The 26,607-nt window shown below is 59.6% G+C and carries 30 protein-coding genes; 10 read left to right on the forward strand and 20 right to left on the reverse strand.

Features of this window, described 5'->3' with window-relative positions:
- Positions 1–87 precede the first annotated feature (87 nt).
- Together AC3ITA_RS12660 and otnI are read left to right on the forward strand one after the other, a co-directional pair.
- The gene (locus tag AC3ITA_RS12660; RefSeq protein WP_095945038.1) at positions 88–1,548 is read left to right on the forward strand and encodes a GntT/GntP/DsdX family permease; all 1,461 of its coding nucleotides are present in this window, start codon (positions 88–90) and stop codon (positions 1,546–1,548) included.
- Positions 1,549–1,569: 21 nt separating this feature from the next.
- A complete protein-coding gene (otnI, locus tag AC3ITA_RS12665; RefSeq protein WP_489280493.1) occupies positions 1,570–2,358 on the forward strand; it encodes a 2-oxo-tetronate isomerase in 789 nt (262 codons plus the stop codon).
- Positions 2,359–2,402: 44 nt separating this feature from the next.
- On the opposite strand, the gene AC3ITA_RS12670 is transcribed toward otnI, so the two are convergent.
- Positions 2,403–3,224 carry a DeoR/GlpR family DNA-binding transcription regulator gene (locus AC3ITA_RS12670; protein ID WP_095945040.1) on the reverse strand — a complete coding sequence of 274 codons (822 nt, stop codon included), beginning with the start codon at positions 3,222–3,224 and terminating at the stop codon, positions 2,403–2,405.
- Positions 3,225–3,486: 262 nt separating this feature from the next.
- On the opposite strand from AC3ITA_RS12670, the gene AC3ITA_RS12675 reads away from it, so the two are divergent.
- Positions 3,487–5,034: a phospholipase D-like domain-containing protein gene (locus tag AC3ITA_RS12675; protein ID WP_489280495.1), complete on the forward strand. Its 1,548-nt coding sequence runs from the start codon at positions 3,487–3,489 to the stop codon at positions 5,032–5,034.
- A 164-nt stretch (positions 5,035–5,198) separates the two neighbouring features.
- Here the strand turns inward: AC3ITA_RS12675 and AC3ITA_RS12680 are convergent, their stop codons facing one another.
- Positions 5,199–6,788 carry a J domain-containing protein gene (locus tag AC3ITA_RS12680; RefSeq protein ID WP_489280496.1) on the reverse strand — a complete coding sequence of 530 codons (1,590 nt, stop codon included), beginning with the start codon at positions 6,786–6,788 and terminating at the stop codon, positions 5,199–5,201.
- Between the two features lie 3 nt (positions 6,789–6,791).
- Positions 6,792–8,489: a molecular chaperone HscC gene (locus AC3ITA_RS12685; protein WP_414927541.1), complete on the reverse strand. Its 1,698-nt coding sequence runs from the start codon at positions 8,487–8,489 to the stop codon at positions 6,792–6,794.
- Between the two features lie 342 nt (positions 8,490–8,831).
- On the opposite strand from AC3ITA_RS12685, the gene AC3ITA_RS12690 reads away from it, so the two are divergent.
- Positions 8,832–10,292, forward strand: coding sequence for an MFS transporter (locus tag AC3ITA_RS12690; RefSeq protein ID WP_414927542.1), 1,461 nt, complete (start codon positions 8,832–8,834; stop codon positions 10,290–10,292).
- Positions 10,293–10,546: 254 nt separating this feature from the next.
- Complete coding sequence (locus tag AC3ITA_RS12695) at positions 10,547–11,152, forward strand: transglycosylase SLT domain-containing protein (RefSeq protein WP_095945045.1); 606 nt, start codon at positions 10,547–10,549, stop codon at positions 11,150–11,152.
- A 274-nt stretch (positions 11,153–11,426) separates the two neighbouring features.
- On the opposite strand, the gene AC3ITA_RS12700 is transcribed toward AC3ITA_RS12695, so the two are convergent.
- From AC3ITA_RS12700 to AC3ITA_RS12710, 3 genes are all read right to left on the reverse strand, one after another.
- Positions 11,427–11,609: a hypothetical protein gene (locus tag AC3ITA_RS12700; RefSeq protein WP_095945046.1), complete on the reverse strand. Its 183-nt coding sequence runs from the start codon at positions 11,607–11,609 to the stop codon at positions 11,427–11,429.
- Positions 11,610–11,844: 235 nt separating this feature from the next.
- Positions 11,845–12,039: a hypothetical protein gene (locus AC3ITA_RS12705; protein WP_150673972.1), complete on the reverse strand. Its 195-nt coding sequence runs from the start codon at positions 12,037–12,039 to the stop codon at positions 11,845–11,847.
- Positions 12,040–12,131: 92 nt separating this feature from the next.
- Positions 12,132–12,974: an NAD(P)H-binding protein gene (locus AC3ITA_RS12710; RefSeq protein WP_489280498.1), complete on the reverse strand. Its 843-nt coding sequence runs from the start codon at positions 12,972–12,974 to the stop codon at positions 12,132–12,134.
- 177 nt (positions 12,975–13,151) lie between these two features.
- On the opposite strand from AC3ITA_RS12710, the gene AC3ITA_RS12715 reads away from it, so the two are divergent.
- Positions 13,152–13,817 carry a TetR/AcrR family transcriptional regulator gene (locus AC3ITA_RS12715; protein WP_095945049.1) on the forward strand — a complete coding sequence of 222 codons (666 nt, stop codon included), beginning with the start codon at positions 13,152–13,154 and terminating at the stop codon, positions 13,815–13,817.
- Between the two features lie 193 nt (positions 13,818–14,010).
- On the opposite strand, the gene AC3ITA_RS12720 is transcribed toward AC3ITA_RS12715, so the two are convergent.
- The 7 genes from AC3ITA_RS12720 to AC3ITA_RS12750 form a co-directional block, all read right to left on the reverse strand.
- Entirely contained in the window at positions 14,011–14,241 is a 231-nt protein-coding gene (locus AC3ITA_RS12720) for a hypothetical protein (RefSeq protein ID WP_007975977.1), read from the reverse strand.
- Between the two features lie 130 nt (positions 14,242–14,371).
- On the reverse strand, positions 14,372–14,593 hold the full coding sequence (locus tag AC3ITA_RS12725) for a hypothetical protein (protein ID WP_095945050.1): 222 nt from the start codon (positions 14,591–14,593) through the stop codon (positions 14,372–14,374).
- Between the two features lie 72 nt (positions 14,594–14,665).
- Positions 14,666–15,691: a DNA topoisomerase IB gene (locus tag AC3ITA_RS12730; protein ID WP_371918286.1), complete on the reverse strand. Its 1,026-nt coding sequence runs from the start codon at positions 15,689–15,691 to the stop codon at positions 14,666–14,668.
- Positions 15,692–15,766: 75 nt separating this feature from the next.
- Positions 15,767–16,846: a molybdenum ABC transporter ATP-binding protein gene (gene modC, locus AC3ITA_RS12735; protein ID WP_489280499.1), complete on the reverse strand. Its 1,080-nt coding sequence runs from the start codon at positions 16,844–16,846 to the stop codon at positions 15,767–15,769.
- A 3-nt stretch (positions 16,847–16,849) separates the two neighbouring features.
- The gene (modB, locus tag AC3ITA_RS12740) at positions 16,850–17,530 is read right to left on the reverse strand and encodes a molybdate ABC transporter permease subunit (protein ID WP_095945052.1); all 681 of its coding nucleotides are present in this window, start codon (positions 17,528–17,530) and stop codon (positions 16,850–16,852) included.
- The gene (gene modA, locus AC3ITA_RS12745; protein ID WP_095945053.1) at positions 17,531–18,298 is read right to left on the reverse strand and encodes a molybdate ABC transporter substrate-binding protein; all 768 of its coding nucleotides are present in this window, start codon (positions 18,296–18,298) and stop codon (positions 17,531–17,533) included.
- 122 nt (positions 18,299–18,420) lie between these two features.
- On the reverse strand, positions 18,421–19,488 hold the full coding sequence (locus AC3ITA_RS12750) for an NAD(P)H-dependent flavin oxidoreductase (protein WP_489280501.1): 1,068 nt from the start codon (positions 19,486–19,488) through the stop codon (positions 18,421–18,423).
- A 236-nt stretch (positions 19,489–19,724) separates the two neighbouring features.
- Between AC3ITA_RS12750 and acuI the strand changes: the two genes are divergently transcribed.
- Positions 19,725–20,708: an acrylyl-CoA reductase (NADPH) gene (gene acuI / locus AC3ITA_RS12755; protein ID WP_150673965.1), complete on the forward strand. Its 984-nt coding sequence runs from the start codon at positions 19,725–19,727 to the stop codon at positions 20,706–20,708.
- On the opposite strand, the gene ada is transcribed toward acuI, so the two are convergent.
- The 5 genes from ada to AC3ITA_RS12780 all read right to left on the reverse strand — a co-directional run bounded on the left by ada (position 20,709) and on the right by AC3ITA_RS12780 (position 23,860).
- On the reverse strand, positions 20,709–21,773 hold the full coding sequence (ada, locus tag AC3ITA_RS12760) for a bifunctional DNA-binding transcriptional regulator/O6-methylguanine-DNA methyltransferase Ada (RefSeq protein WP_489280503.1): 1,065 nt from the start codon (positions 21,771–21,773) through the stop codon (positions 20,709–20,711).
- Positions 21,774–21,860: 87 nt separating this feature from the next.
- The gene (gene alkB / locus AC3ITA_RS12765) at positions 21,861–22,541 is read right to left on the reverse strand and encodes a DNA oxidative demethylase AlkB (protein WP_489280505.1); all 681 of its coding nucleotides are present in this window, start codon (positions 22,539–22,541) and stop codon (positions 21,861–21,863) included.
- Positions 22,531–23,235, reverse strand: coding sequence for a 2OG-Fe(II) oxygenase (locus AC3ITA_RS12770; RefSeq protein ID WP_095945058.1), 705 nt, complete (start codon positions 23,233–23,235; stop codon positions 22,531–22,533). The genes alkB and AC3ITA_RS12770 overlap by 11 nt, the downstream gene beginning before the upstream one ends.
- Before the next feature lie 117 nt (positions 23,236–23,352).
- Positions 23,353–23,520 carry a hypothetical protein gene (locus tag AC3ITA_RS12775; protein ID WP_008053023.1) on the reverse strand — a complete coding sequence of 56 codons (168 nt, stop codon included), beginning with the start codon at positions 23,518–23,520 and terminating at the stop codon, positions 23,353–23,355.
- 37 nt (positions 23,521–23,557) lie between these two features.
- Positions 23,558–23,860 (reverse strand): DUF1883 domain-containing protein, encoded by a 303-nt coding sequence (locus AC3ITA_RS12780; protein ID WP_007912251.1) that lies wholly within the window; start codon positions 23,858–23,860, stop codon positions 23,558–23,560.
- A gap of 201 nt (positions 23,861–24,061) precedes the next feature.
- On the opposite strand from AC3ITA_RS12780, the gene AC3ITA_RS12785 reads away from it, so the two are divergent.
- Positions 24,062–24,418 (forward strand): hypothetical protein, encoded by a 357-nt coding sequence (locus tag AC3ITA_RS12785; protein WP_095945059.1) that lies wholly within the window; start codon positions 24,062–24,064, stop codon positions 24,416–24,418.
- Between the two features lie 72 nt (positions 24,419–24,490).
- Positions 24,491–24,721, forward strand: coding sequence for a hypothetical protein (locus tag AC3ITA_RS12790; RefSeq protein ID WP_046038394.1), 231 nt, complete (start codon positions 24,491–24,493; stop codon positions 24,719–24,721).
- Between the two features lie 11 nt (positions 24,722–24,732).
- On the opposite strand, the gene AC3ITA_RS12795 is transcribed toward AC3ITA_RS12790, so the two are convergent.
- Together AC3ITA_RS12795 and AC3ITA_RS12800 are read right to left on the reverse strand one after the other, a co-directional pair.
- The gene (locus tag AC3ITA_RS12795; RefSeq protein WP_095945060.1) at positions 24,733–25,014 is read right to left on the reverse strand and encodes a hypothetical protein; all 282 of its coding nucleotides are present in this window, start codon (positions 25,012–25,014) and stop codon (positions 24,733–24,735) included.
- Positions 25,015–25,153: 139 nt separating this feature from the next.
- The gene (locus tag AC3ITA_RS12800; protein ID WP_095945061.1) at positions 25,154–25,342 is read right to left on the reverse strand and encodes a hypothetical protein; all 189 of its coding nucleotides are present in this window, start codon (positions 25,340–25,342) and stop codon (positions 25,154–25,156) included.
- A gap of 289 nt (positions 25,343–25,631) precedes the next feature.
- Here AC3ITA_RS12800 and galU point away from each other — a divergent pair, with 289 nt between their 5' ends.
- On the forward strand, positions 25,632–26,471 hold the full coding sequence (gene galU / locus AC3ITA_RS12805) for a UTP--glucose-1-phosphate uridylyltransferase GalU (protein WP_095945062.1): 840 nt from the start codon (positions 25,632–25,634) through the stop codon (positions 26,469–26,471).
- The last annotated feature ends 136 nt before the right edge of the window (positions 26,472–26,607 follow it).

The following is a 26,607-nucleotide window of genomic DNA, read 5'->3' on the forward strand; positions in this document are numbered from 1 at the left end:
AAATCCAAGCATGACTCACCTTCACTGCGGCAGCTTCAGATCCAGTGGCAGTACCCTTTCATTTACCCGGTGTGGAGGGTTTGTGAAATGAGCCCGTTAATCCTGATGATTACCGCCGGGGCAGGCATTGCGCTGTTGTTGTTCCTGGTGCTCAAGTACAAGTTCCAGCCCTTCGTGGCCTTGATGCTGGTGAGCATTCTGGTGGCGCTGGTGGCCGGGGTGAAACCGGCCGATCTGGTTGCCACCATTGAAGGCGGCATGGGCAAGACCCTGGGTCATATCGCAATCATCATTGCCCTGGGCGCGATGATCGGGCGGATCATCGAGCTTTCCGGCGGTGCCGAGGCGCTGGCCAAGACGCTGATTGCCCGCTTCGGCAACCGTCGTACGCCCCTGGCGTTGACGATTGCCGGCTTCATGGTCGGGGTACCGGTATTCTTCGAAGTCGGCGTTATCATCCTCATGCCGCTGGCCTATGGCATTGCCCGGCGCGCACGCAAGCCGCTGTTGGTGTTTGCGTTGCCGATGTGCGCTGCGTTGTTGACCGTTCACGCCTTCCTGCCGCCGCACCCGGGTGCAGTGGCCGCTGCCAGTCAATTGGGTGCGGACCTGGGTCGCGTGCTGATGTTCGGCTTGCCGATCACCGCGTTCCTTTGCTTTGTCGGCTACCGCGTGGCCGGGCGCATGACCCGTCGGGCGTACCCGATGACTGACGATATTCGTGCCGAGGTCTATGGCCCGCATGTCACCAACGAGGATCTGGCGGCCTGGTCCAATGGCAACGACATCAGCGCTGAGCGAGCGGCTGAAGCCGTGTCACACATGGGCCTGGAAGAGTCGACCAGCAGCATCGTTTCCAAATTGCCGCCGGCACCGGCACCAGGTTTTGGCCTGATCGTCAGCCTGATCCTGCTGCCGATCATTCTGATCCTGCTGGGGACGCTGTCTACCTCGTTGCTGCCTGCCGAATCGATTCTGCGTGGCATCATGACCGTGCTCGGTGCGCCACTGGTGGCGCTGCTGATCGACACCTTGCTGTGTGCCTGGCTGCTCGGTTCGCGCCGGGGCTGGAGCCGCACTCAGGTATCGGACGTGATCGGCTCGGCGTTGCCCGGTGTGGCCATGGTGATCCTGATTGCCGGCGCCGGTGGCGTGTTCGGCAAGGTGCTGGTGGATACCGGGATCGGCGCCGTGGTCTCCGACATGCTGCGCACCACCGGTCTGCCGGTGCTGGCCCTGGGTTTTCTGCTGACCATGCTGTTGCGCGCGGTGCAGGGCTCGACCACGGTGGCGCTGGTGACCACTGCCGGCATCATCAGCCCGCTGATTGCGACCCTCGATCTCACCCCAAACCACATGGCCCTGCTGTGCCTGGCCATGGGCGGTGGCGGGTTGGCCATGTCCCATATCAATGACGCCGGTTACTGGATCTTCACCAAGCTGTCAGGCCTGAACGTGGCCGACGGTCTGCGCACCTGGACAGTGATGACCACTTTGCTTGGTACCTTGGGTTTCTGTATTACCCTGCTGATCTGGCCCTTTGTCTAACCCTTTATCTCAGGAGCTACCATGCCTCGTTTTGCTGCGAACCTCAGCATGCTCTATCCGGAACATGAGTTTCTGGATCGCTTCGCCGCCGCTGCCTCTGACGGCTTCGAGGCGGTGGAGTACCTGTTTCCCTACGACTACAGCGCAGAAGAACTCAAGCAACGCTTGAGCGACAACGGCCTGGTGCAGGCACTGTTCAACGCGCCGCCCGGTGATTGGGCCGCGGGGGAGCGGGGCACGGTGTCATTGCCGGGCAGGGAGAGTGAATTTCGTAGCGGTTTTGATCGCGCCCTGGATTACGTCAGTGTATTGGGCAACTCACGCATCCATGTCATGGCCGGGCTGTTGCCGTCAGAAAGCGATCGCCCAAGGCATCACGGCGTGTATCTGGAGAACCTCGCCTACGCCACCGCCCGGGCGGCCAAGGCAGGCGTCACCGTATTGCTCGAACCGATCAATACGCGAGACATGCCAGGCTTTTTCCTCAACCGCCAGGATCAGGCCCAGGCCATCTGCAAGGAAGTGGGCGCCAGCAACCTGAAGGTTCAGTTCGACTGCTACCACTGCCAAATCGTCGAGGGCGACCTGGCGACTAAACTGCGTCGCGACTTCGATGGTATCGGCCATATCCAGATCGCCGGTGTGCCGGATCGGCATGAACCGGACTTGGGGGAAGTCAATTATCCCTGGCTGTTCGAGCTGATCGACCAGTTGGGTTATGACGGCTGGGTGGGGTGCGAATATCGGCCGCGAGGCAATACGTCCGCCGGCTTGCAGTGGTTGCGCGACTGGAAAGCGCGGGCGCTATAGAGGAGGGCGGCGACGGGCTCCGCTGGATGCCGGAGCCCGTCCTTTCACGCCGGTGAGTTGTCGGCCGGCAGCAACAGTTCGACACCCTGCTTGCGGATGCCGTCGGCCGCGGCAGCGGTCAATGCGTCGTCGCTGAGGATGATGTCGAACTGCTCGAGTCCGGCAATCCTGTACATGCTGAAGGTGCCGTATTTCGAACTGCTGGCCACCAGCACCACTTGCGCAGCCGATTGCATCGCGGCTTGCTTGACCTCCACCTTCAGCGCCGAAGGCGTGGTGAGGCCGCGACGCAAGTCCCATGAACTGGTCGAGATGAACGCGATGTCGGTGACGACCTGACGCAAGGTGGCAACCGCCAGACCGCCCACGCACGATTGGTTGGAGTGATCCAGCTGCCCGCCGGTATGAATCACCGTGACATGGGGGGCTTCGATCAGTGCCTGGACAATCCCGAAGTCATTGGTCACCACGGTCATGCCGGACAGCGCCTTGATATAGGGGACGATTTCCAGCGTGCTGGTTCCCGCGTCCAGGTAAATCGTCATGTCGGCATGCAGTAGCCGGGCGGCGAGCCTGGCCATGGCCTGCTTCTGCGGCAACTCGACCACCGCCTTGATCTGATGGCTGGGCTCACTGTGCAGCTGGCTGGCGATCCGCACCCCACCCGTTACCGAGTAAGCACGACCTTCCTGCTCCAGCAACGCGATGTCGCGGCGTATGGTCATGTGCGAGCAGTCGAACATTTCCATCAATTGATGAACGCTCAGCACCTGATGCTTGCGCAACTGTCGCAGCATCAACTCACGGCGCTGTTCAGGGATCATCGGTGCGCCGCTTTCGGCGGCGATGTCCTTTTGACTAGGCATTCGGGCTCCAGAATGAAGTAATCCGCAGACAGGGAAGGCGGGTAAACATAGTAGCGAATCTGCCGCCGGATCAGTAGCGCGACGAGGCACCGGGGTGGTTTCATGCTCCGGGTGCAGTTGCCGGAAAATTTCGACACGTTGCATCAAAAGGGGCTTTACTGGAACAAGTCGTGCGGATTATCGAGGGCTGCGTTTTCTTGGCAGCCAGCACTGGCTGGATGCCGAGTTCAAATCTACACCCGTCCAGGTTGAGGACCAGCCCATGTCCCGGTTCCTCTGCGCCATGCTGTTCGCGCTGCTGCTCGTCGGCTGCGCCACCACGCGCTTGCCCCACGAATTCAGCGAGGCGATACCCGCCGGCGATTCGGCTTTCGGGCGCTCGATCCAGGCTCAGGCCGCCGCGCATGAGGGGCGCTCGGGGTTTCGTTTGCTGCCCAATAGCAGTGAAGCATTCCGGGCGCGCGCCGAGTTGATCCGCAATGCGCAGAAATCCGTCGATCTGCAGTACTACATCGTGCATAACGGCCTTAGCACCCGGGCACTGGTGCGTGAAATGCTGCTGGCTGCCGATCGCGGTGTACGGATACGCATTTTGCTCGATGACACGGCCAGCGACGGCCAGGCAGAAGTCATCGCTACCCTGGCGGTGCACCCGAACATCCATATCCGTGTCTTCAACCCGTTGCATCTGGGGCGCAGCACCGTGGTCACCCGAACCATGGGCCGTCTGCTTGATCTTTCCCAACAACACCGACGCATGCACAACAAACTGTGGCTGGCCGACAACAGCGCAGCCATCGTCGGCGGACGCAACCTGGGGGATGAGTATTTCGACGCCAAGCCCGATCTCAACTTCACCGACATGGACCTGCTGTGCATCGGCCCGGTCGCCGAACAGTTGGGGCACAGCTTCGATCAGTACTGGAACAGCGCCTTGAGCCAGCCGATCAGCGACTTCCTGCGCAACAAGCCAACAGCACAAGACTTGCTCGAGAGCCGCCAACGCCTGGAGCAGTCGCTCCAGACCTCACGTATCGAGAGCAAGGTGCTGTACAACCATCTCATGACCTACCAGGCTCAACCGCAACTCGAGACCTGGCGCAAGCAGCTGATCTGGGCTCATAACAAGGCGATATGGGACGCTCCGAGCAAGGTTCTGGCCGACGGCGAACCGGACCGCGCGCTGTTGATGGCCACGCAGCTGCGACCTGAACTCGATGGCGTCAATAACGAGCTGATCATGATCTCGGCGTATTTCGTCCCGCAAAAGCCGGGCATGGACTATCTCCTGGGGCGTGCCGATGCCGGCGTTGATGTGCGCCTGCTGACCAATTCACTGGAAGCCACCGATGTGCCGGCGGTGCATGGCGGCTATGCACCGTATCGCAAGACTCTGCTCGAACATGGCGTGCAACTCTATGAACTGCGGCGCCAGCCGGACGATCCCGGCCGCAGCTCTTCGTTTGGTTTCAGTGGTGGTTCGGACTCCAGCCTGCACACCAAAGCCATGATCCTGGACCAGCAGAAAGTGTTCATCGGCTCGTTTAATTTCGACCCGCGTTCAGTGTTCTGGAACACTGAAGTCGGGGTGCTGGTCGATAGTCCCGAGCTAGCCGGCCAAGTGCGCCAGCTGGCGCTTGAGGGCATGGCGCCGGCCATGAGTTACCAGGCCCGACTGGAAAACGGCGAAGTCGTCTGGCTCACCGAGGACGACGGTCGCCAGCGGACCTTGCGCAAGGAACCCGGCGGCACATGGCGTAGCTTCAAAGCCTGGCTCAGCGACAAGATCGGCCTGGAGAAAATGCTCTAGGTCGAAACCGGTTATCCATGACCCAGGGTCGATGGATAGCTGTTGCGCTGCATGGGTGATCTTTTCAACGCTGGCAGGCGGGTTTTTTTCTGTGTGGCGCAAGTTCATAAAATCTTCAAACACCTTAAACAGGTGATCCATGTCGATTCCCTGTGATGCGATTTTCAGCGCAATCGACCTTGAGTCAGCAGGGTGCCGGGCATATGCAGTTGCACATAGCCAATGACCAGCACCATTAACAGGCAGAACAGCCATTGCAGCCGGCTGAGCCCGGCAATCCGGTAGATCGCCTGCAGGGGCTTTCGCCAGCGGTACTGGCGGTCCGTGGGGACTGCACTGGCGGGCTGCAGCAAGCCGATCACTCCGGTGATCACATAAGTCGCCAGCCCCAGTACCCCGAGCCAGTTCCAGATAACCAAGGCCAATGCCAGCAACGGACCGCCATTGCGTATCACCAGGTAACGACGATCGGCCGTCAGTTTGTGTCGTACACACCATTCGCTGGCGCGCAGGTCGAGGTCGTACAGGTTCTCCGTCAAGGTGGTCCAATGGCTGAGCAGCCATTTGCCGACCTGCGCCGCCAACCAGCCACCCAGTGCGTAGAGTGGCAGCATGAGCAGCACAATGAGTCCGGAACTGCCCAGGTTGTTCAGTACAAGGGCGATGGTCAACACGCAGGCCGCGCGTTTCACGCCATAGGGTGGGTCCTTGTGACCGATGAGTGCCTTCCAGAACCACGGATCGTGGTTGGGGAACATGCCCAGCAAGTCGGGGAAACGCGTGGCAAAGGTCTCAGCCAGCTGTTCGCAGGCTTGCCAGTCCGCCTCGACGAAACCCAGGGCCAATTCCGCCTGCTGCGCGGGTTGCGTCGACAGCAGAAACAGCGCGGCGGCGTTGGCGCACGCACTGGGGTGTTGCTGGCGTTGCTGCATCAGGGAGCGCAGTTCGCCGAGCCAGGCTTGTTGCTCGCAGCGCCTGTGCAAAGCTTGCCACTGGTCCTCGGCAATGGGCACAACCGCCGCTTCGACATCCCAGGCGAACAATTGACACACTCGTTGGAACAGTTGCGCCGACCAGTCCTCGGTATTCAGGAACAGGTTCAGAACCTGTACCTGAAGCGCCTGACGACATGCGAAATCACCGAGCCAGGGTTGGCGGCTGTGGTGTTCCAGGAAGTCCAGGAAGTACTCTTGCTCGCCACTTGCCAGCAGATGATCAAGCTTGCGGTACAGCGCTGCGGTGAGGGCGCGGGTCAACTGCTGCTGGTGAAACTCACTGGCGGGGATCTGTTGCCAGGGCGTCAACCATTGACGTTGTTCAAGGCCCCAGCTCAGCAGGGGCCAATGTGCTTCAGGGTCGTCCACGCAACGCTGGAACAGCAGTCGTTCGAATTCGGCGTTGCAGCCCCTGGCCGATGCCTCGGTCCAGTAGCGATCAACCGCCTGATCTTCAAATCCGGATAACAGTTCAACGGCCTGTTCGTGCAGGGACCGCGTGGGTGTCAGGTTCGGGTGCGGCCGGTGCTGTGTTATGGACGCAGCGGCAACGTCAGCGGCAACCTTATGAACTTCGTCGGGGCCCTCACGCAGGATTTGCAGGGCTTGCTCATAGGCTTCACGCAGTTGCTGGAAGGCGACGGGATCCTCATCCGGACGTCTGACCTTGAGCAGCCTGGCGTATTGGCGCTTGATGCTGCGCTCGTCGGAGCGGGCGGGCAGGTCGAGGACTTCCCAGCAATCGAAAACAGGTTCCATGGCTTAGAATCCACCACCGGTTTCGAGCAGGCCGATGCGCTCGCTCAGATTGTTGCGAGCCTGGCGGATGACACGCTCGTCCTGGCTTGCCAGTGCCTGCTGAAACAGGCTTGCCCATTGGTCAATCTGCTCACGAAGCTCGCCCAGGCTTTCTTGATACAAACGCTCCAGGCGGGCTACCAGTAGGGTATTGATCTGCTGATCGCGGGGATGCACCTTGAACTCGGCCAGCGCTTTCAGGCGCTCGGCGATTTCTTCGCTACTGAGCACGCCCGGATTGTTTTCGATCACCAGGGTGCGCTGTTCACCGGTCATGGGAATGCTCACCTGACACTCCAGAATGCCGTTGTTGTCGTAGGTGAAGCGCACGTCCAGTTCGACGACGCAACCGGTATTCACCGGGACCGGAATCTCCAGCTCACCCAAGGCGATGTTGTCGCGCACCAGGCGACTCTCACCCTGGTAGATCTTCACCAGTACGCTTTCCTGCAAGTCATGAACGGTGCACACGGTTTCTACCCGGCTGACCGGGACCGTACTGTTGCGCTCAATGATCGGCAGATAGTGCCCTGGCTCATGGTGTTGACCCACCCGTTGCGAGACTGCTATGCCCAGGGTGTAGGAGCAGACGTCGGTCAACACCACTTCTTCCAGGGCGGTGCTGCGGGACTTCAGCGCCGCCTGGATCGCGGCGCCATGAGCCACGGCTTCGTCGGGGTTGATGTGGATGGACGGGAAGCGGCCAAACAGCCCCGCGGCCAGTTTGCGCACCAATGGCATGCGGGTGGTGCCGCCTACCAGCAGCACTTCGTCGAGCTCGTTGATACGGATTCTGGCATCGCGCAGGGCGCGTTCAATCGGATTGCGCAGGCGCTCGAGCAAGGGCGCGAACAAAGTGGCCATCTCGTCCTGGGTAAAAACATGCTTCCACTGCTGGCCGTCCACACGCAAGACAAACTCGCTCGCCAGTTCCTGCCCCAGCGCCTGGCGTACCCGCTCGGCTTCGCGGCGCAGCGCTTGGGCGATCGATTGCACTGGCGGAAATCCTGGCTGGTCGCACTGGGTCTGGATAAAGCGCTCGGCCAGCACCTGGTCGAAATCTTCACCGCCCAGATAGTTGTCGCCAGCGCTGGCCCGCACCTCCATGACGCCGTCGAACAGCTCAAGGATGGACACGTCGAAGGTGCCGCCGCCCAGGTCGAAGACCAGGAACGAGGTTTCCTTGCCATGCTGCGGCAAGCCGTAGGCCAGTGCGGCAGCGGTCGGTTCGTTGATGAGCTTGTCGACTTTCAGGCCGGCCAGTTCGCCGGCGATACGGGTGGCCTTGCGCTGCGCGTCACTGAAGTACGCGGGGACGCTGATGACCGCCTCGGTCACCGGTTCGCCGTAGGCACGTTCGACGTCTTCCTTGAGGCTCCCGAGCACCAGCGCCGAAAGTTCTTCAGGGCGCAACGTCTTCGTACCCAGTTGCACGGTGCGCGCGCTGCCCATATGACGCTTGAACAGCGCGGTGGTCATGCCAGGGTGGGTGTGCAGGCGCTCGCGGGCAGCCTGGCCGACCAGAATCCGGCCTTCATCGTCCAGCCCCACGACCGAAGGGGTCAGCCATTGACCCAGTGCGTTAGGTACCAGAACACTGGCATCGTTATGCCAGACAGCCACCAGGCTGTTGGTGGTACCCAGATCGATCCCGACAATCATCAGTGCTTTCCTTTTCCATGGCTTGACTTAACGAGCCTGTTCTTCCTTGACCAGCAGAGGCAGATCCTAGTCACCTGCGATCATTTTTTCCAATGAAGGTTCAATATCCGCATGCTGGATAAGTGGACCGGGTCGCGACCTGTAAGTGATGGACATGTTTGAGTTGAAGCATGGCCATGAGGTTTTTTGGCCGATTGCTGTCGGTTGAGAAGGGCTGCAAACGACTGTGGATTCAACCGGTCGATGCGACACAAGCAAATTCTGTGTGAGCGGAATTTTGAACTCCCGATCCAGAGCCCAACTCCTAACTCACAAGGCACTGCACACGACAATGATGTGGCGATGACCCACCAACAGCTGCATAGCCGCGAGCCCGGCGCGATATTCGAAACCGATCTTCCAGCACGCCTGGACCGCTTGCCGTGGGGCCGCTTTCACTCCCTGCTAGTGTTCGCGCTGGGCATCACCTGGTTGCTCGACGGTCTGGAAGTGACCCTGGCCGGCTCGGTGTCCGGCGCGCTGAAAAACAGCCCCGACCTGCGCATGAGCAACTTCGATATTGGCTTGGCCGGGGGCATCTACATCGCCGGCGCAGTGCTCGGTGCCTTGCTGTTCGGCTGGCTGACCGATCGCCTGGGGCGGCGCAAGCTGTTCTTCGTAACTTTATGGCTGTATGTAGGTGCCACGGCGGCCACGGCGTTCTCCTTCAACCTGGAAAGCTTCCTGCTGTTTCGCTTCCTCACGGGCATGGGCATCGGCGGCGAATACACGGCGATCAATTCGACCATCCAGGAATTCACCCCGGTACGCTATCGCGGCTGGGTCGACCTGAGCATCAACGGCACATTCTGGTTGGGCGCAGCGCTTGGTGCCGGCGGGGCCATCGTTCTGCTGGACCCGCACGTGGTCGGCGGCGAGCTGGGCTGGCGCCTGTGCTTTGGCATCGGTGCCGCGTTGGGTGTGTTGATTCTGGTGATGCGCCTGTGGTTGCCGGAAAGCCCGCGCTGGCTGCTGGTCCATGGTCAACACGATGTGGCGCGAGGCATCGTAGAAGGCATCGAAGCGCGTCTGCGCGAACAAGGCCATGAACTGCCGGCGGTGACCAGCAAACCACTGCGCCTGCACGCGCGGGACCACACGCCGCTGGCGGAGGTCTTCCATACCCTGTTCATCAGATTCAGCCGCCGCGCGCTGGTGGGGATGACCCTGCTGACCGCGCAGGCCTTCTTTTACAACGCGATCTTCTTCACCTATGCGCTGGTGCTCACCGATTTTTACCAGGTGCCCGCCGAGCAGGTCGGCTGGTACGTATTGCCCTTGGCACTGGGCAATTTCTGCGGGCCGTTGCTGTTGGGGCGCCTGTTTGACGTGGTCGGCCGACGCGTGATGATCAGCTTCACTTACGCGACGTCCGGGGTGTTGCTGGCGCTCAATGGCTACGCCTTCCAGCAGGGCTGGCTGGATGTCACCCAGCAAGCCGCGGCGTGGATGGTGATCTTCTTTTTCGCTTCGGCAGCGGCCAGTTCGGCTTACCTGACGGTGGCAGAAACCTTCCCACTGGAAATCCGTGCCTTGGCCATCGCTGTGTTTTACGCGTTTGGCACTGGCCTGGGCGGCATCATCGGGCCGACGCTGTTTGGCCAACTGATCCAGACCCAGCAGCGCAGCAGTCTGCTGATGGGTTATCTGGCAGGCGCTGCACTCATGTGTGTGGCAGCGGTGGTGCAAGCGGTTTGGGGGGTGGCTGCCGAGCGTCGAGCGTTGGAGCAGGTGGCCAGGCCTTTGTCGCAGGCTGGGGATTGAGTGGGGGACTACTGGCAAAAGAGCCGTTTGAGAAAACCGGATTTTTAACAGAATCGGCCGATTGTTGCCTGCCGCGACGGGCACCAACCACCCCATCCCGACCTGCCACAGCAACCGGAAATCCAGGGACGATTCACTCAAAAGGGTGACGCGGTCGAGCTGGATGTCTTCTGACGTTTTTGCCTGCACCTGCATGACTCGGGCTTCTTGCAGTAAACGGAGGGTACCTATGCCCTTACTTTTGAGGGTAATGAATGAAACAAGGACAAGTTCTGCTGTTGGCTTTGTTGTTTATGTTTTTGACCGGTTGCACGACGACACCACCAAAAGATCAAGGCAATCTCTGCAGTATTTACCGTGAGTATCCCGACTGGTATGAGGATTCGCTGCAAATGCAGAGTGAATATGGGACGCCTCTGCATGTGGCCATGGCGATCATGAAGCAGGAAAGCAGCTACGTGGCGGACGCATTGCCGCCTCGTGACTACCTGCTCTGGGTGATCCCCTGGGGGCGAGTCAGTTCCGCCTATGGTTATGCGCAGGCTCAAGACCCGGTGTGGGGTGAGTACAAGGACAATACGGGCAACGGTGGTTCGCGTGACAGTTTCGACGACGCGATCATGTTTATCGGTTGGTACACCACTGGCACCCAACGTCAGCTCGGAATCTCCAAATGGGACACCTACAATCAGTACCTGGCTTATCACGAGGGGCGCGGGGGCTTTAGCCGCAATACCTATCGCAGTAAACCGTGGCTGATGCAGGTTGCCCAGAAAGTGCAAAAGCAGTCAGAGATTTACAGCGCGCAACTAAAAGTGTGTCGCCAAGAGTTGGAAGATGATCGTAGCGGGTGGTTTTAACGTCTTTACGAAAAAATCCCCGCACCTCCTGGGGGAAGATGCGGGGCAAGGTATTACACATGGTGAGGAAGGTCGGCCTCCTCAAATGCAGACTGGCTGTATTCGAAGCGTCCGTTAAAGGTGTCACCTGTAAACCTCACCTTGGCCAACGCCCCCCCTCGACGCCTATTTAAAGTCGAGGGAGCGGGGCGAGCGAAATCAATAATTATCAAAAACAGATTAAAAAATACGGAAATGACGTCGTGGATAGCTTCTCGGTGATGGCATCGCGTGGTTAAGCCAGTTCCAAAAGAAGTCTGGCGGTGCTGCCAGGCAAGGGGTGAGGTGCATTGATCCGGGCTTCCAATCTGCTCACGAACGCCAGGGCTTCTGCGTAGCTGCGAAATTCAACGCACCACGTGTTCATCCATACGTTCCAGCCTTCCGGTTTGCTCGCTTTCTCGATTTTTATCAGCATCCTGGAATCCCTCCAAGTGGTGGTTAAGCCGACATTTAAAGCCGATAGAGGGGGGTATTTGGAAATTAATAATTATCAAAAATGGATTACGGCGGCGGTGGGATTCAGACGTTTGAAGCGTGTTTGCGTTCGATTGGGCATACTCTAAACCAAGGGCTTGCAAGCGAAAGCGTTACAAACCCTCGTATGTTTCTGTTCCAGAATTGCTAGCTTGATCGTGGTTACCGGATTCCTTTCAGGAGGCCGGTTCGGCTTTGCGTCGATCGTTGCCGGCCGGATTGCCAATATCGATCAGCCTTCTTTCCAGCAGTACGTTTTCCAACGCCTGGCGGTCAGACGGGTTCATCTGATGTTCTCGCTCCTTGAGTTCCAACAGGATCGGGGTCGACCACTGGCGGTAGGTTTGTTCAGCACTACGATTGAGTGACATGGGTTCCTCCTTGATCAGGCTCCTGCCAATAAAGGCGCCGCACTTCGATACGCCAAAAACCCTAGTCGACGAAGCGGGTTCCCGCCACTGCTTTACGTCGGACGGCCATTGCCCCAGATGCCCGTAGCGGCAGTGCGCCGTACGTAGTCGCCGAAGTCGCGGGCCGGGCGTCCCAGTGCCCGCTGTACGCCATCGGCCACGGGCGTGTTGCGCCCGTCCAGTACAGTCGTGAAGAGATACAACACCAGATCGATCAACGCCGGGGGAAGTTGTTCCCGTTCCATTGCCTGTCGATAGGCGTCCGGCGATACGGCCACGAACTCGATATTGCGACCCGTGGCGCGGGCAATCTCGGCCACGGCTTGAGCAAAGGTCAACGCTCGCGGGCCGGTCAGTTCGTAGAGCTGGTTAGTGTGTCCGGGTTGAGTCAGTGCCGCGACGGCACACTCGGCGATGTCTTGCGCATCGACGAAGGGTTCAGCGATCTGGCCGACGGGGAGTGCGAGTTCACCTTGCACAATGGGTTCAAGAAAGTGTGCCTCGCTGAAGTTCTGGCAGAACCAACTGGCCCGCAGAATCGTCCAGTCAATCCCGCTGTCCTGTACGACACGTTCGGCCTGTTGCGCTTCAACTTCGCCGCGCCCGGATAACAAGACCAGTTTGTGTACGCCGCTTTTCACCGCAAGTTCGGTGAACGCCTGGATGGTTTCAGGGGCGCCTGGGACGGCAAGATCCGGTTGAAAGGAAATGTAGACCGATTGAACGCCATCGATCACGGCGTCCCAGGTTGATCGGTCTTCCCAGTCGAAGGGTGGAATGGCGTCGCGCGAGCCCCGGCGAACGGGCAGGCCGGCCGCTTCGAGTCGTTGTGTGATGCGCCGTCCGGTTTTGCCGGTGGCACCGAGGACCAGCGTGATTGGTTGAGCCGTTTTCATCGCGTTCACCTCCATCGATTAATGTGAGTAATGCTCACGTTTAAAAGATGATAGATGCTCACGTTTTTCCGTCAACCCATCGGATCTCATTCCCCGACGTGTGGCATCTGCTATTGGGCGCAGGGCTTGGCGATGCTAAGGTGAGTACATGTCATGTTTTTGATCGGGAATTGACTCGTGCGCAAAAAAACCTCTGGAACCCTCGAACAGCCTGCTGCAGAAGCGGTCCGCCGCAATCCTACGCAACAGCGCAGCCGCGATCGTCAGGAGCGGATTTTGGCGACGGCTGCCGAGTTGATCGCGGACAAGGGCAGCGACCCACTCAAGATGAGTGAAATCGCCGAGCGCTCCGAGATCTCGATCGGTTCCCTTTATCAGTATTTCCCCGACAAGAGTTCCGTGATCCGCACGCTGGCCGAGCGCTACAACGCGCAGAGCCGCCGATGCATTGCGGAGGCAATGGAGGTCGTCGAGGACGCCCGGGGTTTGCAGACCGCCTATTCGCAGTTGCTCGATCAGTACTACGAGATTGTGATGGCGACACCGGTGATGCGTGACATCTGGTCCGGCATGCAGGCCGACAAGCAGTTGTTGCAGCTTGAGTTGGGGGAGAGTCGGGTTGCCGGAGCGCTGTTGTCCCAGGCGATGCTTCGCGTTTATCCCGACTGTGACGAACAACAGGTCCAGAAGTCTGCGTTTTTGATCTGGCACCTGGGGGAGGCGACCATGCGGTTGGCGGTTACTTGTGCACCAGAGGAGGGGCGCGCACTGGTCGAGGCGTTCAAGCGCATGTCCCTGCGCGAGATCATGGAGCCCGTGCGCAGGAACATCGACTCGCCGTAAAGCCTGGCGGCTATTTCATATTCCCTAAACGAATGGACGTTCGATTGGTTTTGCGCAACAAAAAATCCCGGTTCCAGGCCGGGTTGTGAGAAAGGATGGAAATCCAGCAGGCAGCCAAAGGTTCGGAGACGTCAGTGTCACCGATCATGCTGCCCGAATCAGGCCTGTCCTCGCACCGTAAATCCGTGTCGGATCATCTGAACCGAGGCAGAGGCCGGTCGACAGGCTGCAGAGACGACAGTGTGTGCCGGATCAGCGGCGTGTCCTTTTCGATGTCGTTCAGGCGATCACGAATTCTGAGGGCGGTGGGATGTCCGCCTTGATGATCGACCCAGTCGGCGATTTCCTTGCAGGCCGCAGCCAGGCGAGCCTGACGGGAGTCCAGCAAGGTGAGCAGGGTGGTGATGGACTCTTTTTCGGACATGGGAGACACCTCCGTTCAAGAAACCTGGGTGTGGCAGCAAAAAGCCCGCGGGGGAGCGAGCTTTCTGCCGAATGGGTTACTGATCCTTCAACCATTTCAGTATAGACCCGTTAAAAAATGGTGAGAACCGTCAACTTTGTCGGGCTGTTACTTGTGATTTAGCGTTCAACTGACGGCAAACACGCACGGCATCTTCTTCAATATCGTAGCCATCTCCGATGAAGCCTTGGGTGCGGGTATCGGCGATGCGGTACCAGACTGCGGCGTCCGGTGGCAGGTGGTCAACTTCACCCTCACGGCGGCCATGGATGATGATTTTGTTGCAACGCTTCACAACGAAAATGTCTTCCATGGCGTCTCCGTAGCGGATTCGTGTTCAGTTCAACTATAGAAGCCATTGCTGATCGTGCAAAAAATAGGCAGGTCAATTCGTCGGTTCAGGCGCTGCCAGCGTTCTCTCCAGAAAATTCGCCAGCCCGACTTCCTCGGCCGAGAGTCCCTTGCGCGCTCTCGGCCTGGGTAGTTGCGCCAACGCGCCCAGAAGGAAACCATCCAGCACCGCCGGGTGGATATAGCACTTGCGGCACACCGCCGGGGTGTTGCCCAGTTGCCTGGCAACGTCCTTGACCATTTCCACCTGATGCCGCCTGGCGTCCGTTTCAGGCTCCCAGCGCCGCTTGCGCAGTATCGACAGGGCCAGAACGCTGCCGGCCCAGGTGCGGTAGTCCTTGGCGGTGAAATCGGCACCGGTGAGCGTTTGCAGATAGCTGTTGATGTCGGATGAACTGATGGTGTGCCGGTCGCCGTTTTCATCCAGATACTGAAACAGATTCTGCCCGGGTATTTCCTGGCATCGCTTGATGATCCGGGCCAGTCGCCGGTCTTTCACGGTGATCTGGTGTTCGACGCCACTTTTGCCGCGGAACTGGAACAGGATGGCACTGCCGTTGATTTCTACATGGCGGCTGCGCAAGGTCGTCAGGCCGTAGGAGCGGTTGTCCCGGGCATATTGGCTGTTGCCGATACGGATCAGTGTCGAGTCCAGCAGGGTAATGACCGTGGCCATGACTTTGTCGCGACTGAATCCCGGTGTCGCCAATACGGCTTGCAGTCGTTGGCGCAGTTTCGGCAGGGCCAGCCCGAACTCACGCAGGCGCAAGTACTTGTCGGCGTCGCGTACCTCCCGCCAGCGGGGGTGATACCGGTATTGCTTGCGACCCCGGGCATCCCGCCCGGTGGCCTGCAGATGCCCGCTTGGATCGGCGCAGATCCACACGTCGGTATAGGCGGGTGGCACCGCGAGGGCGTTGAGGCGCTTGATGGTCTCGGGGTCGGTGATGCGCTGGCCGGCCGGGTCGAAATAGGCGAATTTCCCGCGCAGTTTCCTGCGGGTAATGCCCGGCTGAGCGTCATCGACATAATGCAGGTCAGGTGGCAGTCCATCGGACATGACAAGCGTCCTGGGCAGGGAGTCACGGAACGTTACAGCCATTGACCTCGCCCCGGTGCAGTCGTGCCTTTGGATTTACGCCAGCACGGCGACGGCCTTTATTTGCGCCCAGAGTGGCTGGCCAGGATGGACGTTCAACTGATCACGGGAATAACGCGTGATCCGCGCAAGCAGCGGCGTGCCGGCGGCGTCCAGGCGAATCAGCACGTGCGCGGCGTTATCGGCGTTCATTTCAGTGACCACGGTGACCGGCAGGCGATTGAGAATGCTGCTGTGCCCGGCATTGTCCAGGCTCAGGCTCACATCCCGCGCCTGGACTTTGCAGCGCAGTGCCTGGCCCGCGTCCATTGGCGTATGGGGCACACGAATGTCGAGAGTGGTGTTGGGCAGTTGCAGGCTGAGCAATTGATAGTCGGCGTCATAGGCGCTGACGCGACCCTCGATTACCACACCGGCGTCATCCCCCATTGCCAGCGGCAAGTCGAGGCGAGCCAGGGTCTGGCCGATCGGGCCGCTGGCCAGGGCCTTGCCGTTGCTGAGCAACACGATATGGTCGGCCAGTCGCGCGACTTCATCCTGGGAATGGCTGACGTACAGCACCGGGATGTCGAGTTCGTCGTGCAGGCGTTGCAAGTAGGGCAGAATTTCACTTTTGCGTTGGGCATCAAGTGCGGCCAAAGGCTCATCCATCAACAACAGTTTCGGGCTGGTGAGCAAGGCGCGGGCGATGCCGACTCGCTGACGCTCTCCGCCTGAAAGGTGTTGCGGGTGCCGGTCCAGCAAATGGCCGATGCCCAGCAACTCGGTGGCGTGGGCCATGTCGACCCGACGCTGCGGCTTGGGGATGCGCTTGAGGCCGAACGCCAGATTGTCCAGCACCGACAGATGGGGAAACAGGCTGGCTTCCTGGAACACGTAGCCCAGCGCGCGTTTGTGCGGCGCTACGAACACCTTGTTATCGCTGTCTTGCCAGACTTCATCGTTGACCTGGATAAAACCTTGATCGGCCCGTTCCAGGCCGGCGATGCAGCGCAGGCAAGTGGTCTTGCCGGAGCCTGAGTGGCCGTAAAGTGCGGTAACGCCACGGCCCGGCAGCTGCAAGTCGACGTCCAGGGCGAAGCCCGAATAACGTAGTTTCAGACGCATTTGAATCATCGATCAGCTCCAGCCCGCTTTGGTTTGACGGCTGGAATACAACGCCAGCAGGACGACGAACGAGAACACCAGCATCGCCCCGGCCAGCCAATGGGCCTGGGCATATTCCATGGCTTCGACGTGATCGTAGATCTGCACCGAGACCACGCGGGTCTTCTCGGGAATATTGCCGCCGATCATCAGCACCACGCCGAACTCGCCGACGGTGTGGGCGAAACCGAGAATGGCCGCGGTAATGAAACCGGGGCGAGCCAGGGGCAGTGTCACGCTGAAAAAAGTGTCCCAGGGATTGGCCCGCAAGGTCGCGGCCACTTCGAGCGGGCGCGTGCCAATCGTGGAAAAAGCGTTTTGCAGCGGCTGGACCACAAACGGCATCGAATACAGCACCGAACCGAAGACCAGCCCCGCAAAACTGAACGTGAGGGTGCCAAGGCCGAGTGACTGAGTGAGTTGGCCGATGTACCCATGTGGGCCGAGGGCCAGCAACAGATAAAAACCAATCACCGTCGGTGGCAGCACCAGGGGCAGGGCGACAATCGCCCCGACCGGGCCGCGCAACCAGGAGCGGGTGCGCGACAGCCATAACGCAATCGGAGTGCCGACAATCAGCAGGATGACGGTCGTCAGGGACGCCAGTTTCAGGGTCAGCCAGATGGCGGAAAAATCGGCACTCGATAGCGACATTTAGATTTCGTAACCGTAGGACTTGATGACAGCTGCCGCTTTCGGCCCCTTGAGGTAGTCAACCAGCGCCTTGGCGGCCGAGTTGTCCTTGCCCTTGTTGAGAATCACCGCGTCTTGCTTGATCGGGTCGTGCAGGCTGGCGGGAACGATCCAAGCCGAACCGCTGGTGATCTTGCCGTCCCTGTAGATCTGCGACAGGGCGACAAAACCCAATTCGGCGTTGCCGGTGGAGACGAATTGGTAGGCCTGGGAAATGTTCTGGCCTTCTACGATCTTGTCCTTGACCTTGTCGGTCAGACCTTCTTTTGCCAGTACCTGGGTCGCCGCGAGGCCATAAGGCGCGGCTTTCGGGTTGGCAATGGACAGGTGCTGGTAGGCATTCTTTTGCAGCACATCGCCCTTGGCATCGACGTAGCCTTCCTTGGCCGACCACAGCGCCAGCGTACCGACCGCGTAGGTGAAGCGCGAACCCTTGACGGAGTCGCCTTCGGCTTCAAGTTTTTTCGGGGTGCTGTCGTCTGCCGAGAGGAACACTTCGAACGGCGCGCCGTTTTTTATCTGGGTGTAGAACTGGCCGGTGGCGCCAAAGGATGCGACCAGTTTATGCCCGGTGTCTTTTTCGAAATCAGCCGCGATGGCCTGGATGGGCGCGGTGAAGTTGGCGGCGACAGCGACCTGGACTTCGTCCGCCTGGGCTGAGCCGAAGGCGAATACGGCGAGAAGGCTCGCCAGGCAGGTCGGGGCAAAACGTGAGGCACGAATGGTCATGAAACGGCTCCGTTAAAGGCAATTGCAGCAGGTTAATCGTTATGTACAAAAATATATAGCGAATTGCCTTTGAACGGAATGCCTTGCCGTCAAATTGTATACAACTTTAACGAAGCTGATGCTCAGGAGCGACCTGACAGCCTCGCTAACCCTTCTTCAGCCAGTTTTCGAGTCAGTGCCTCGGTGGTCAAATCGACGCCGAGGGTAAAGGCCTGACCGGCCCAGAGGTTGCTGAAGTCTGCTTCACCTTTGGCCCGCAACGGCATCAGCGCGCCACCGGCAAGGGGGAAGGCCGGGGCCTTGGCGCTCATGGGGCCCAGCTCACGCATCACCCGGTTGAGAATGCCCCTGGCCGGGCGACCGGTGAACACGTTGGTGACGGCCGTCTCGCTTTCCCTGGCGGTACGCAACGCTTTGTGGTGGGAAGGGCTGACCTTGGCTTCAGGGGTGAACAGGTACGCCGTACCCACCTGTACCGCCGAAGCGCCGAGCATGAAGGCCGCGGCAACGCCTCGGGCGTCAGCGATACCGCCAGCGGCAATCACCGGTACTTTCACCGCATCGACGACTTGCGGCACCAGGGCGAAAGTCCCCACCTGACTGCTCAGGTCATCGCTGAGAAACATCCCGCGATGGCCCCCGGCTTCGTAGCCCATGGCAATGATTGCATCGCAGCCATGCTGCTCCAGCCATACGGCTTCTGCGACAGTGGTGGCCGAGGACAGCACCTTCGCACCGGTGGCCTTGACCCGGTCGAGCAGGGATTCTTCCGGCAGGCCAAAGTGAAAACTCACCACTTCAGGGCGAAATTCTTCGACCACTTCGCAGGCCGCGTTATCGAACGGCGCTCGGTTGGACACCGGCGTCGGCGCATCGAAGTCGGCGCCGAGTTCCTGGTAGTAGGGTTGCAGCAGGTTTTTCCAGTCCTGTGCGCGTTGCTCATCCGCAGCAGGTGGCTGATGACAGAAGAAGTTGACGTTGATCGGGCGCCGGGTGTGTTGGCGGATGGTTTTGAGCTCTTCGCGCAGTTGATCGGTGCTGAGCATCGCCGCTGGCATCGAGCCCAGGCCGCCGGCATTGCAGGTGGCAATCACCATGGACGAGTTTGTGGCACCGGCCATCGGCCCCTGGATGATCGGCAGTTCGATCCCGAGCAGGTCAAGGATGCGGGTATCTGGCCACTGGTTCATGTGCTGTGTTCTCCGACGTTGGACCCGGGCAGGGACGGTAGAACAGGATTTGTAACGCAACGACTGGCGCAAGGCCAGTCGTCTTTTCAGCGGGTAAGGCTTTTTCAGGTTCTTCACGGAGTCTCGGGAAACGCGGAAACAAGAACGCCGATTGGCTTAAAGTCGGGTACGGCAATCCGTTGCCATGTGTTATTTCAAATGCACCACCACCAGACTGATTCCATTGAGAGGCCGTCATGTTCAAAGGCATTTTGATCGACAAAGACGACAGCGGTTATCGGGCCACACTGCAAGAGATCCAGGACGATCAGCTGCCCGAGGGTGATGTCACGGTGCGTGTTGCCTACAGCACGCTGAACTTCAAGGATGGCCTGGCGATCACCGGCAGCAGTCCGGTGGTGCGTAAATTCCCGATGGTGCCGGGCATCGACCTGGCCGGTGTCGTCGAAGTCAGCGGGCATCCGGACTACAAGGTCGGTGACCCGGTCCTGCTCAATGGCTGGGGCGTGGGCGAAGGGCATTGGGGTGGATTGGCGCAGAAGGCTCGCCTGAACGGTGACTGGCTGATTGCGCTGCCCAAGGCGTTTACCGCGGCCCAGGCGATGGCCATCGGTACGGCGGGCTACACGGCCATGCTGTGTATTCTTGCCCTTGAGCACAATGGCGTAACGCCTGAACAGGGCGAAGTTCTGGTGACCGGCGCCAACGGTGGCGTCGGCAGTTTCGCCATCGCCTTGCTGAGCAGGCTCGGCTACCGGGTGGTCGCGTCCACCGGACGCACCTCGGAGCACGACTACCTGAAGCAACTGGGGGCCAGCGAAATCATCGATCGCGCCACCTTGTCCGAGCCGGGCAAACCATTGGCCAAGGAGCGCTGGGCAGCCGTCATCGATTCGGTCGGCAGCCACACCCTGGCCAACGCGTGCGCCGGCACCAAGGCCAATGGCACCGTCGCGGCCTGCGGTCTGGCCCAGGGCATGGACTTTCCGGCCTCCGTTGCGCCGTTCATCTTGCGTGGCGTGACCCTGGCCGGCATCAACAGCGTGACCCAGCCCAAAGCCAAGCGCGTGGAGGCCTGGAATCGCCTGGCCAAGGATCTGGACTTCACCCTGTTGCCGCTGATCAGTCACGAAATCGGCTTGAGCGAAGCCATCGACGCCGCGCCGCGCTTGCTGGCCGGGCAGTTGCGTGGTCGCGTGGTGGTGGATGTGAATCGCTGATCACTGCGACTCGCGCTCCAGCAACTGCCGTTTGCGCTCGACACCCCAGCGATAGCCCGACAGATTGCCATCGCTGCGCACCACGCGATGGCAAGGGATCGCCACGGCCAGGTTGTTCGCACCGCAGGCCTGGGCCACGGCGCGAACGGCTTTTGGTTGACCGATACGCTGGGCGACATCGGCGTAGCTGGCGGTGCTGCCCACGGGAATCTCCCGCAACGCTTGCCAGACACGCTCCTGAAACGCCGTGCCGCGTACGTCCAGCGGCAAATCCAGGCCAATGGCCGGCGCCTCGATAAAGCCGACGACCCTGGCAATCAATTGCTCGAATTCATGATCGGCGCCAATCAGGTTGGCGCGGCGGAATTTGTCTTGCAGATCACAGACCAGTTGATGCGGATCATCCCCCAGCAGGATAGCGCAGACCCCGCGCTCACTCTGCGCCACCAGAATCGCACCCAGCGAACACTGGCCGACGGCAAAACGAATGTCGTTGTTTTGACCGGCCGCGCGGTAGTCCCCGGGTTTCATTCCCAACAGTTGGTCTGCCGCTTCATAAAACCGGCTGTTGGAATTGAAGCCGGCGTCATACAGGGCATCGGTCACCGAGCCACCGTCTGCCAGTCGCTCGCGAACCTTGCGTGAACGATGGGCATCGGCGTAGCCCTTGGGCGTCAGGCCGGTGACAGCTTTGAACACGCGATGGAAGTGAAAGCTGCTCAGGCCCGCCGCCTCGGCCAATTCGCCCAGGGCGGGCAGCGTTTCGGCGCTTTCGATCTGGCGGCACGCGGCGGCCACGGTGGCGGCATGTTGCGCGGCGAGTTCGCTCTGATCCTTCGTCGCGCGCTTGCTCGGACGATAACCCGCGGCCCGGGCCTGTTCGGCGCTATCGAAAAATTCGACATTCTGTGGCTTGGGCAAGCGCGCGTGGCTGCTGGGATTGCAGTAGATGCCTGTGGTCTTCACGGCATAGACAAACTGCCCGTCAGCCTTGGGATCGCGGGCGACCACGGCGGCCCAGCGCGGATCGTTTTCGATGGTGATCTTGGTCGATTGGGTTGTCATGGCGTCACGTCCATTGAGGGGTTGCCTGCACATTAACCATGGGACAATTCCCACACACTCCGCCGCTTGCGGTCAAATTCGAAGTCTTTATCCGGCGGTACGGAAGGTGAAGTTGATGCGTTGCTCGCCGAGTTTCGGATGATGGCCGTCCTTGATCGGTAACACACCGTGATAACGCAGGCGATCCACGCCACCCCAGACCACGATGTCACCATGGAACAGGGGAACGCGCTGACTTTTGTCGCTGCGTGCAAAGCCGCCGAACAGGAACATCGCCGGCAAGCCCAGGGATACCGAAACGATGGGGGCGGCGTAGGAATGTTCGTCCTTGTCCTGATGCAATGACATTTTTGCCCCTGGGATATAGCGGTTGATCAGGCAGGAATCCGGTGCAAAACCGTTGAAACCTGCTGCCTGCGCCGCCGCTTGCGCCATTTGGAAAAACACCTCAGGCATCATTGGCCAGGGCCGGCCGGTCTGTGGATCGTCGCGGGTGTACCGATAACCGCTGCGGTCAGTGGTCCAGCCGAATGTGCCGCAACTGCTCAGGGCGACCGACATGGTGAAACCGCCGGGTGTGACCATCTGCCGAAACGGCGCGGCCGCCAGCACTTCGTCCAGGGCAGGCAGCAAACGCTCCAGCCAGGGCAGGGCGAAGCCCCTGAGCACCCAGGACTGTTCGCCGATCTGCTCGCGCCTGGGCTGTTGCTCGGGTTCTGCATCGGCAAACAGATCGAAAGTCAGCGGATTCATGGGTTCATGACGCATCGTGAAAGATGATTCCAAGGGTATGCCGTTTGCCGCTGTGCAGGCGACTCACGCCGTGACGCAGGGTCACGCGGTAGTAACCGCGTGTCCCTTTGACCGGCCGCTGGTTGACTGCAAAGATCAACCCGTCACCTTGCTTCAGGCCGATGACCATCGGGCGTGACTGCATGCGCGGGCGCTGTTCAGTCAGGACAAATTCGCCGCCGGTGAAGTCTTGATCCGGGTCTGACAGCAGAATCGCCACTTGCAGTGGGAAAACGTGCTCACCGTATAGATCCTGATGCAAACAGTTGTAGTCCTGCGGACCGTATTGCAGCAACAAGGGTGTCGGACGGTCCTGACCAGCGGCATGGCAGCGTTCGAGGAAGGCTGGATGGGATTCAGGAAAGCGGACCAGCAAGCCCATCTGTTCATGCCAGCGATTGGCGATGGGCACCAGTCGCGGGTAGAGCGTGCTGCGCAAGCGGGCCACCAGTTCCGGCAGCGGGTAGCTGAAATACTTGTACTCGCCTCGGCCGAACCCGTGGCGAGCCATCACCACGTGGGAGCGAAACAGCTCGGTTCGAGGGTACAGGGCGCTGACCTGCTCGCAAGCCTTGTGGCTCAACAGTGACGGGATGACAGCGTAACCGTCCTGATCAAGTTGCTGCTCCAGCCGGGGCCAGTCCAGCCTGTCCAGATATTGCTCGCTCATTGCCGGGCCTCTTGTCGTTGAGGTGGCCAGTCTGCAAGGCACGGACGAAGCTGGCACTCCGCTGCTTGCGGTCGAACTGCGAGCGGGAGCCGACGTCCATTGTCGCTCCGAATCGTGTTATAGCGCTTTGCTGACGCTGATTTCGCTGATGACGTCGTCCTGTCCATGAATGGCATCCAGCGCCGCCCTGGCTTCTTCCGGGGTGCCGTTTTCAAGCTGGGCAAACTCGAAGCGGCGCTCACCGTTGAGTTTGTATTTGATGACGTACTTGGTCGTTTGGGCCACGGTTGTATCTGCCTGTCTTGTGTTTCGGGTTCGCTGATCAGCTCAGTTTCGTGCTGGAGCGGCGAATGATTTTGATCGAGTGCGTCAGGGTGGGTTTGCGCGTCACGCTGATAGCGCGGCGGTTGACGGTGTCGATCGTGATGTTCCAGAAGCCGGTGCTCGGGGCCGTGATGCGGGCCGGAAACGTGTCGAATGCACCGCCGTGATAGGTGTGACGACCGCCATTCTTGAAGCTGCGGAAGTTGGCGTCGTTCATCAAGCGGATGTTGCACATTTGGGAGCATTGAATGACGACAATGTCGTCTTCATTGAGGTGCTCGCGCTGATGGATAAATTTCATGAGGCGCCTCCAGAAGGGCTTTTTCTACAAAATCAAAACGATAGCATGGGCGATTGGCGCAGTTTATCAGCCCGAACGCCTTATTATCCGGCCGCTTCGACAATAAAAAATGCTTATTTCACATTTGATGAGCGATAAATCAGTTTGTCTCGGAGAAAAATCGCCGTTGCGCTGTCCGAGGGTCTTTATCGGAGGTTTGGTATGAAGTGGGGTTTGTGGGTGTTGCCGATGGCATTGACGATCAGTGGTTGTGCGAACGTCTCGGACATCAACGAGTCCTTGCCGACGATGAACGTGATTTCCGGCAAGAAGCCCCATGAATACGCGCAATGCCTGAGCGAAAAGCTGGCCGATAGCCGTGGCGCCTTGCAGATCCAGCCGCACAAGGATGGCTTGCGCGTGATCGTGCCGCTCAAGTTCTCCTCCGGTCCGTCCGCCGTGTTTGACATTGAAGAACGCTCCGGCGGCAGCAGCATCAAGCTGCACGAGAGCATGTCCAATGTCCCGGTAAGGCCAAAGGACGTTCAGAAAGCCGCCAACGAGTGCATTTCCGGCTGATAGACTATCGACCATCAGCACCGATGCCGCCCGAGCCCTGCTTTGGCGGCATTGTTATTTCTGGAGTCGAACATGAAGCGAGAGCAGGTCCGGGAGCGTCACGCAGAGGGTTTGATCTCTGCCACCCATGTGATTCAGAACCCGGCGGAGCTGGGGGAATGGATCGTGTTTTTCAAGAAAAGCGCCGGGCGCAGCTATTTCCTGGTGGATGACAATGATGAAGTCGAGTCCTTCAGCCGCCTTGATGATCTGATCGATACCGTGCGCGGGCTTGGAATCAAATTCGCCGAAATCCATCTGTAGGGCGTGGCGCCTTACCTGCAGATCACCACCACGTTGCGGCTCTTGTAGTTGCCGACATCGGCGCCGAGGGTCTTTTCGCTCTCTTTGAGCGCGGGGGTGCCATCGGTCCCGACAATCTTGTAGCCGGTGCCCGCGCAGGACGCATCGGCCTTTTCGTAGCACGCAGCCCAGGAGTTGGCTTCCCCGGAGCAGTCAATCGACAGGCCTTGCTCTCCGTTAGCCAGGTAGGTTGGTTCCGACGTTGCGCAGCCGCTCAGGGCCAATACCGTTAGCAAAGGCAAAACTTTATTCATGGCTTGATAACCGTCAGGGGGGGGTGGGCTAAGGCTGAGACAGCGTCCCAGGCAAAAGGTTATAGCGAAAGGCCACTTCTTTTTCGGTGATCATGAAAAAGCCCTGCTCACTGGCAGGGCTTTTCCCATCGGGCATCGATCAGCTGTTGTCCTTGCCGCGTCGCTTGGGTTCCGGGTGCTCAAGCTCCAGCACCGAGGCCACTTCGATTGCCAGGGCTTCGGAAGGGAAAGGCCCTGCGATATTTTCACCAGCAACACTGGCCACCCACCATTGGCCGTCCTTCTCCTGATTGATCAGAAATCCGTTGACGCTTTTTACTGCCGACATCTACTTGCCTCGTTGTCTGGTTCAATCGCGCCATGATACCGCCAAACGCACTCAAGGGGTGCCGATGGGCGTATGGTGGTTGGTTCCGGGCGCTAGAAAACCGTGCATTTGCGCAGGTCTCTGCTATGCATAAGAGGCTGTGCAGCGACCTGCGCACTCTCGCAGGGAACTATCGGCAGGAATATTTCTCTATGTTGACATCGGTTAGCCAGCGCGGGGCATTGTAAGGTGCCCGCCGCCTGATTAGACTGCGCCGAAACTCGTACACACAGCCCTTTCAAGGACTTATATGATCAAGAAATGCTTGTTCCCAGCAGCCGGTTACGGTACTCGCTTCCTGCCAGCGACTAAAGCCATGCCCAAAGAAATGCTGCCGGTGGTGAACAAGCCACTGATCCAGTACGGCGTCGAAGAAGCACTGGATGCCGGTTTGACCGAAATCTCCATCGTCACCGGTCGCGGCAAGCGCGCCCTGGAAGATCACTTCGACATCAGCTACGAGCTGGAAAACCAGATCAAGGGCACCGACAAGGAGAAATACCTGGTCGGCATCCGCAAGCTGCTCGACGAGTGCTCGTTCTCCTACACCCGCCAGACCGAAATGAAAGGCCTGGGCCACGCGATCCTCACCGGCCGTCCACTGATCGGTGACGAACCGTTCGCCGTGGTACTGGCGGACGACCTGTGCGTCAACCTCGAAGGTGATGGCGTACTGACCCAGATGGTCAAGCTCTACAAGCAGTTCCGCTGCTCGATCGTCGCGATCATGGAAGTCGATCCGTCAGAGACCAGCAAGTACGGTGTAATCGCCGGCGAGATGATCCGCGACGACATCTACCGCGTACACAGCATGGTTGAAAAACCAAAGCCGGAAGACGCACCGTCGAACCTGGCCATCATCGGCCGCTACATCCTGACCCCGGACATCTTCGACCTGATCGAACAGACCGAGCCAGGCAAGGGTGGTGAAATCCAGATCACCGACGCCCTGATGAAACAGGCCCAGAACGGCTGCGTGATGGCCTACAAGTTCAAGGGCAAGCGTTTCGACTGCGGCGGCGCCGAAGGCTACATCGACGCGACCAACTTCTGCTTCGAGAACTTCTACAAGACGGGCAAGGCGTACTGATCGCCTGAGTTGCTCGTGTTGGAAATCGAACTTCGTTCTGTGTGAAAACACAGATGAGGGATCAAGCAAACGCCCCGACTTCGTTCGGGGCGTTTGCTTTTGTGCGGACTCAGTTACGCAGGAGAGCGAAAGGTAG

Source organism: Pseudomonas sp. GL_090, assembly GCF_057837765.1.

Coding starts and splice junctions, on each gene's coding strand:
- AC3ITA_RS12800 (WP_095945061.1), bottom strand. CDS start 25,342: ATGTCGGCAGTAAAAAGCGTCAACGGATTTCTGATCAATCAGGAGAAG.
- AC3ITA_RS12730 (WP_371918286.1), bottom strand. CDS start 15,691: ATGTCCGATGGACTGCCACCTGACCTGCATTATGTCGATGACGCTCAG.
- AC3ITA_RS12680 (WP_489280496.1), bottom strand. CDS start 6,788: ATGGAACCTGTTTTCGATTGCTGGGAAGTCCTCGACCTGCCCGCCCGC.
- AC3ITA_RS12685 (WP_414927541.1), bottom strand. CDS start 8,489: ATGATTGTCGGGATCGATCTGGGTACCACCAACAGCCTGGTGGCTGTC.
- AC3ITA_RS12725 (WP_095945050.1), bottom strand. CDS start 14,593: ATGGAAGACATTTTCGTTGTGAAGCGTTGCAACAAAATCATCATCCAT.
- alkB (WP_489280505.1), bottom strand. CDS start 22,541: ATGCGTCATGAACCCATGAATCCGCTGACTTTCGATCTGTTTGCCGAT.
- AC3ITA_RS12785 (WP_095945059.1), top strand. CDS start 24,062: ATGAAGTGGGGTTTGTGGGTGTTGCCGATGGCATTGACGATCAGTGGT.
- AC3ITA_RS12700 (WP_095945046.1), bottom strand. CDS start 11,609: ATGCTGATAAAAATCGAGAAAGCGAGCAAACCGGAAGGCTGGAACGTA.
- acuI (WP_150673965.1), top strand. CDS start 19,725: ATGTTCAAAGGCATTTTGATCGACAAAGACGACAGCGGTTATCGGGCC.
- AC3ITA_RS12675 (WP_489280495.1), top strand. CDS start 3,487: ATGTCCCGGTTCCTCTGCGCCATGCTGTTCGCGCTGCTGCTCGTCGGC.
- AC3ITA_RS12710 (WP_489280498.1), bottom strand. CDS start 12,974: ATGAAAACGGCTCAACCAATCACGCTGGTCCTCGGTGCCACCGGCAAA.
- AC3ITA_RS12770 (WP_095945058.1), bottom strand. CDS start 23,235: ATGAGCGAGCAATATCTGGACAGGCTGGACTGGCCCCGGCTGGAGCAG.
- modA (WP_095945053.1), bottom strand. CDS start 18,298: ATGACCATTCGTGCCTCACGTTTTGCCCCGACCTGCCTGGCGAGCCTT.
- AC3ITA_RS12690 (WP_414927542.1), top strand. CDS start 8,832: ATGACCCACCAACAGCTGCATAGCCGCGAGCCCGGCGCGATATTCGAA.
- AC3ITA_RS12750 (WP_489280501.1), bottom strand. CDS start 19,488: ATGAACCAGTGGCCAGATACCCGCATCCTTGACCTGCTCGGGATCGAA.
- AC3ITA_RS12790 (WP_046038394.1), top strand. CDS start 24,491: ATGAAGCGAGAGCAGGTCCGGGAGCGTCACGCAGAGGGTTTGATCTCT.
- modC (WP_489280499.1), bottom strand. CDS start 16,846: ATGATTCAAATGCGTCTGAAACTACGTTATTCGGGCTTCGCCCTGGAC.
- galU (WP_095945062.1), top strand. CDS start 25,632: ATGATCAAGAAATGCTTGTTCCCAGCAGCCGGTTACGGTACTCGCTTC.
- AC3ITA_RS12660 (WP_095945038.1), top strand. CDS start 88: ATGAGCCCGTTAATCCTGATGATTACCGCCGGGGCAGGCATTGCGCTG.
- AC3ITA_RS12670 (WP_095945040.1), bottom strand. CDS start 3,224: ATGCCTAGTCAAAAGGACATCGCCGCCGAAAGCGGCGCACCGATGATC.
- AC3ITA_RS12720 (WP_007975977.1), bottom strand. CDS start 14,241: ATGTCCGAAAAAGAGTCCATCACCACCCTGCTCACCTTGCTGGACTCC.
- AC3ITA_RS12695 (WP_095945045.1), top strand. CDS start 10,547: ATGAAACAAGGACAAGTTCTGCTGTTGGCTTTGTTGTTTATGTTTTTG.
- modB (WP_095945052.1), bottom strand. CDS start 17,530: ATGTCGCTATCGAGTGCCGATTTTTCCGCCATCTGGCTGACCCTGAAA.
- AC3ITA_RS12780 (WP_007912251.1), bottom strand. CDS start 23,860: ATGAAATTTATCCATCAGCGCGAGCACCTCAATGAAGACGACATTGTC.
- ada (WP_489280503.1), bottom strand. CDS start 21,773: ATGACAACCCAATCGACCAAGATCACCATCGAAAACGATCCGCGCTGG.
- AC3ITA_RS12705 (WP_150673972.1), bottom strand. CDS start 12,039: ATGTCACTCAATCGTAGTGCTGAACAAACCTACCGCCAGTGGTCGACC.
- otnI (WP_489280493.1), top strand. CDS start 1,570: ATGCCTCGTTTTGCTGCGAACCTCAGCATGCTCTATCCGGAACATGAG.
- AC3ITA_RS12795 (WP_095945060.1), bottom strand. CDS start 25,014: ATGAATAAAGTTTTGCCTTTGCTAACGGTATTGGCCCTGAGCGGCTGC.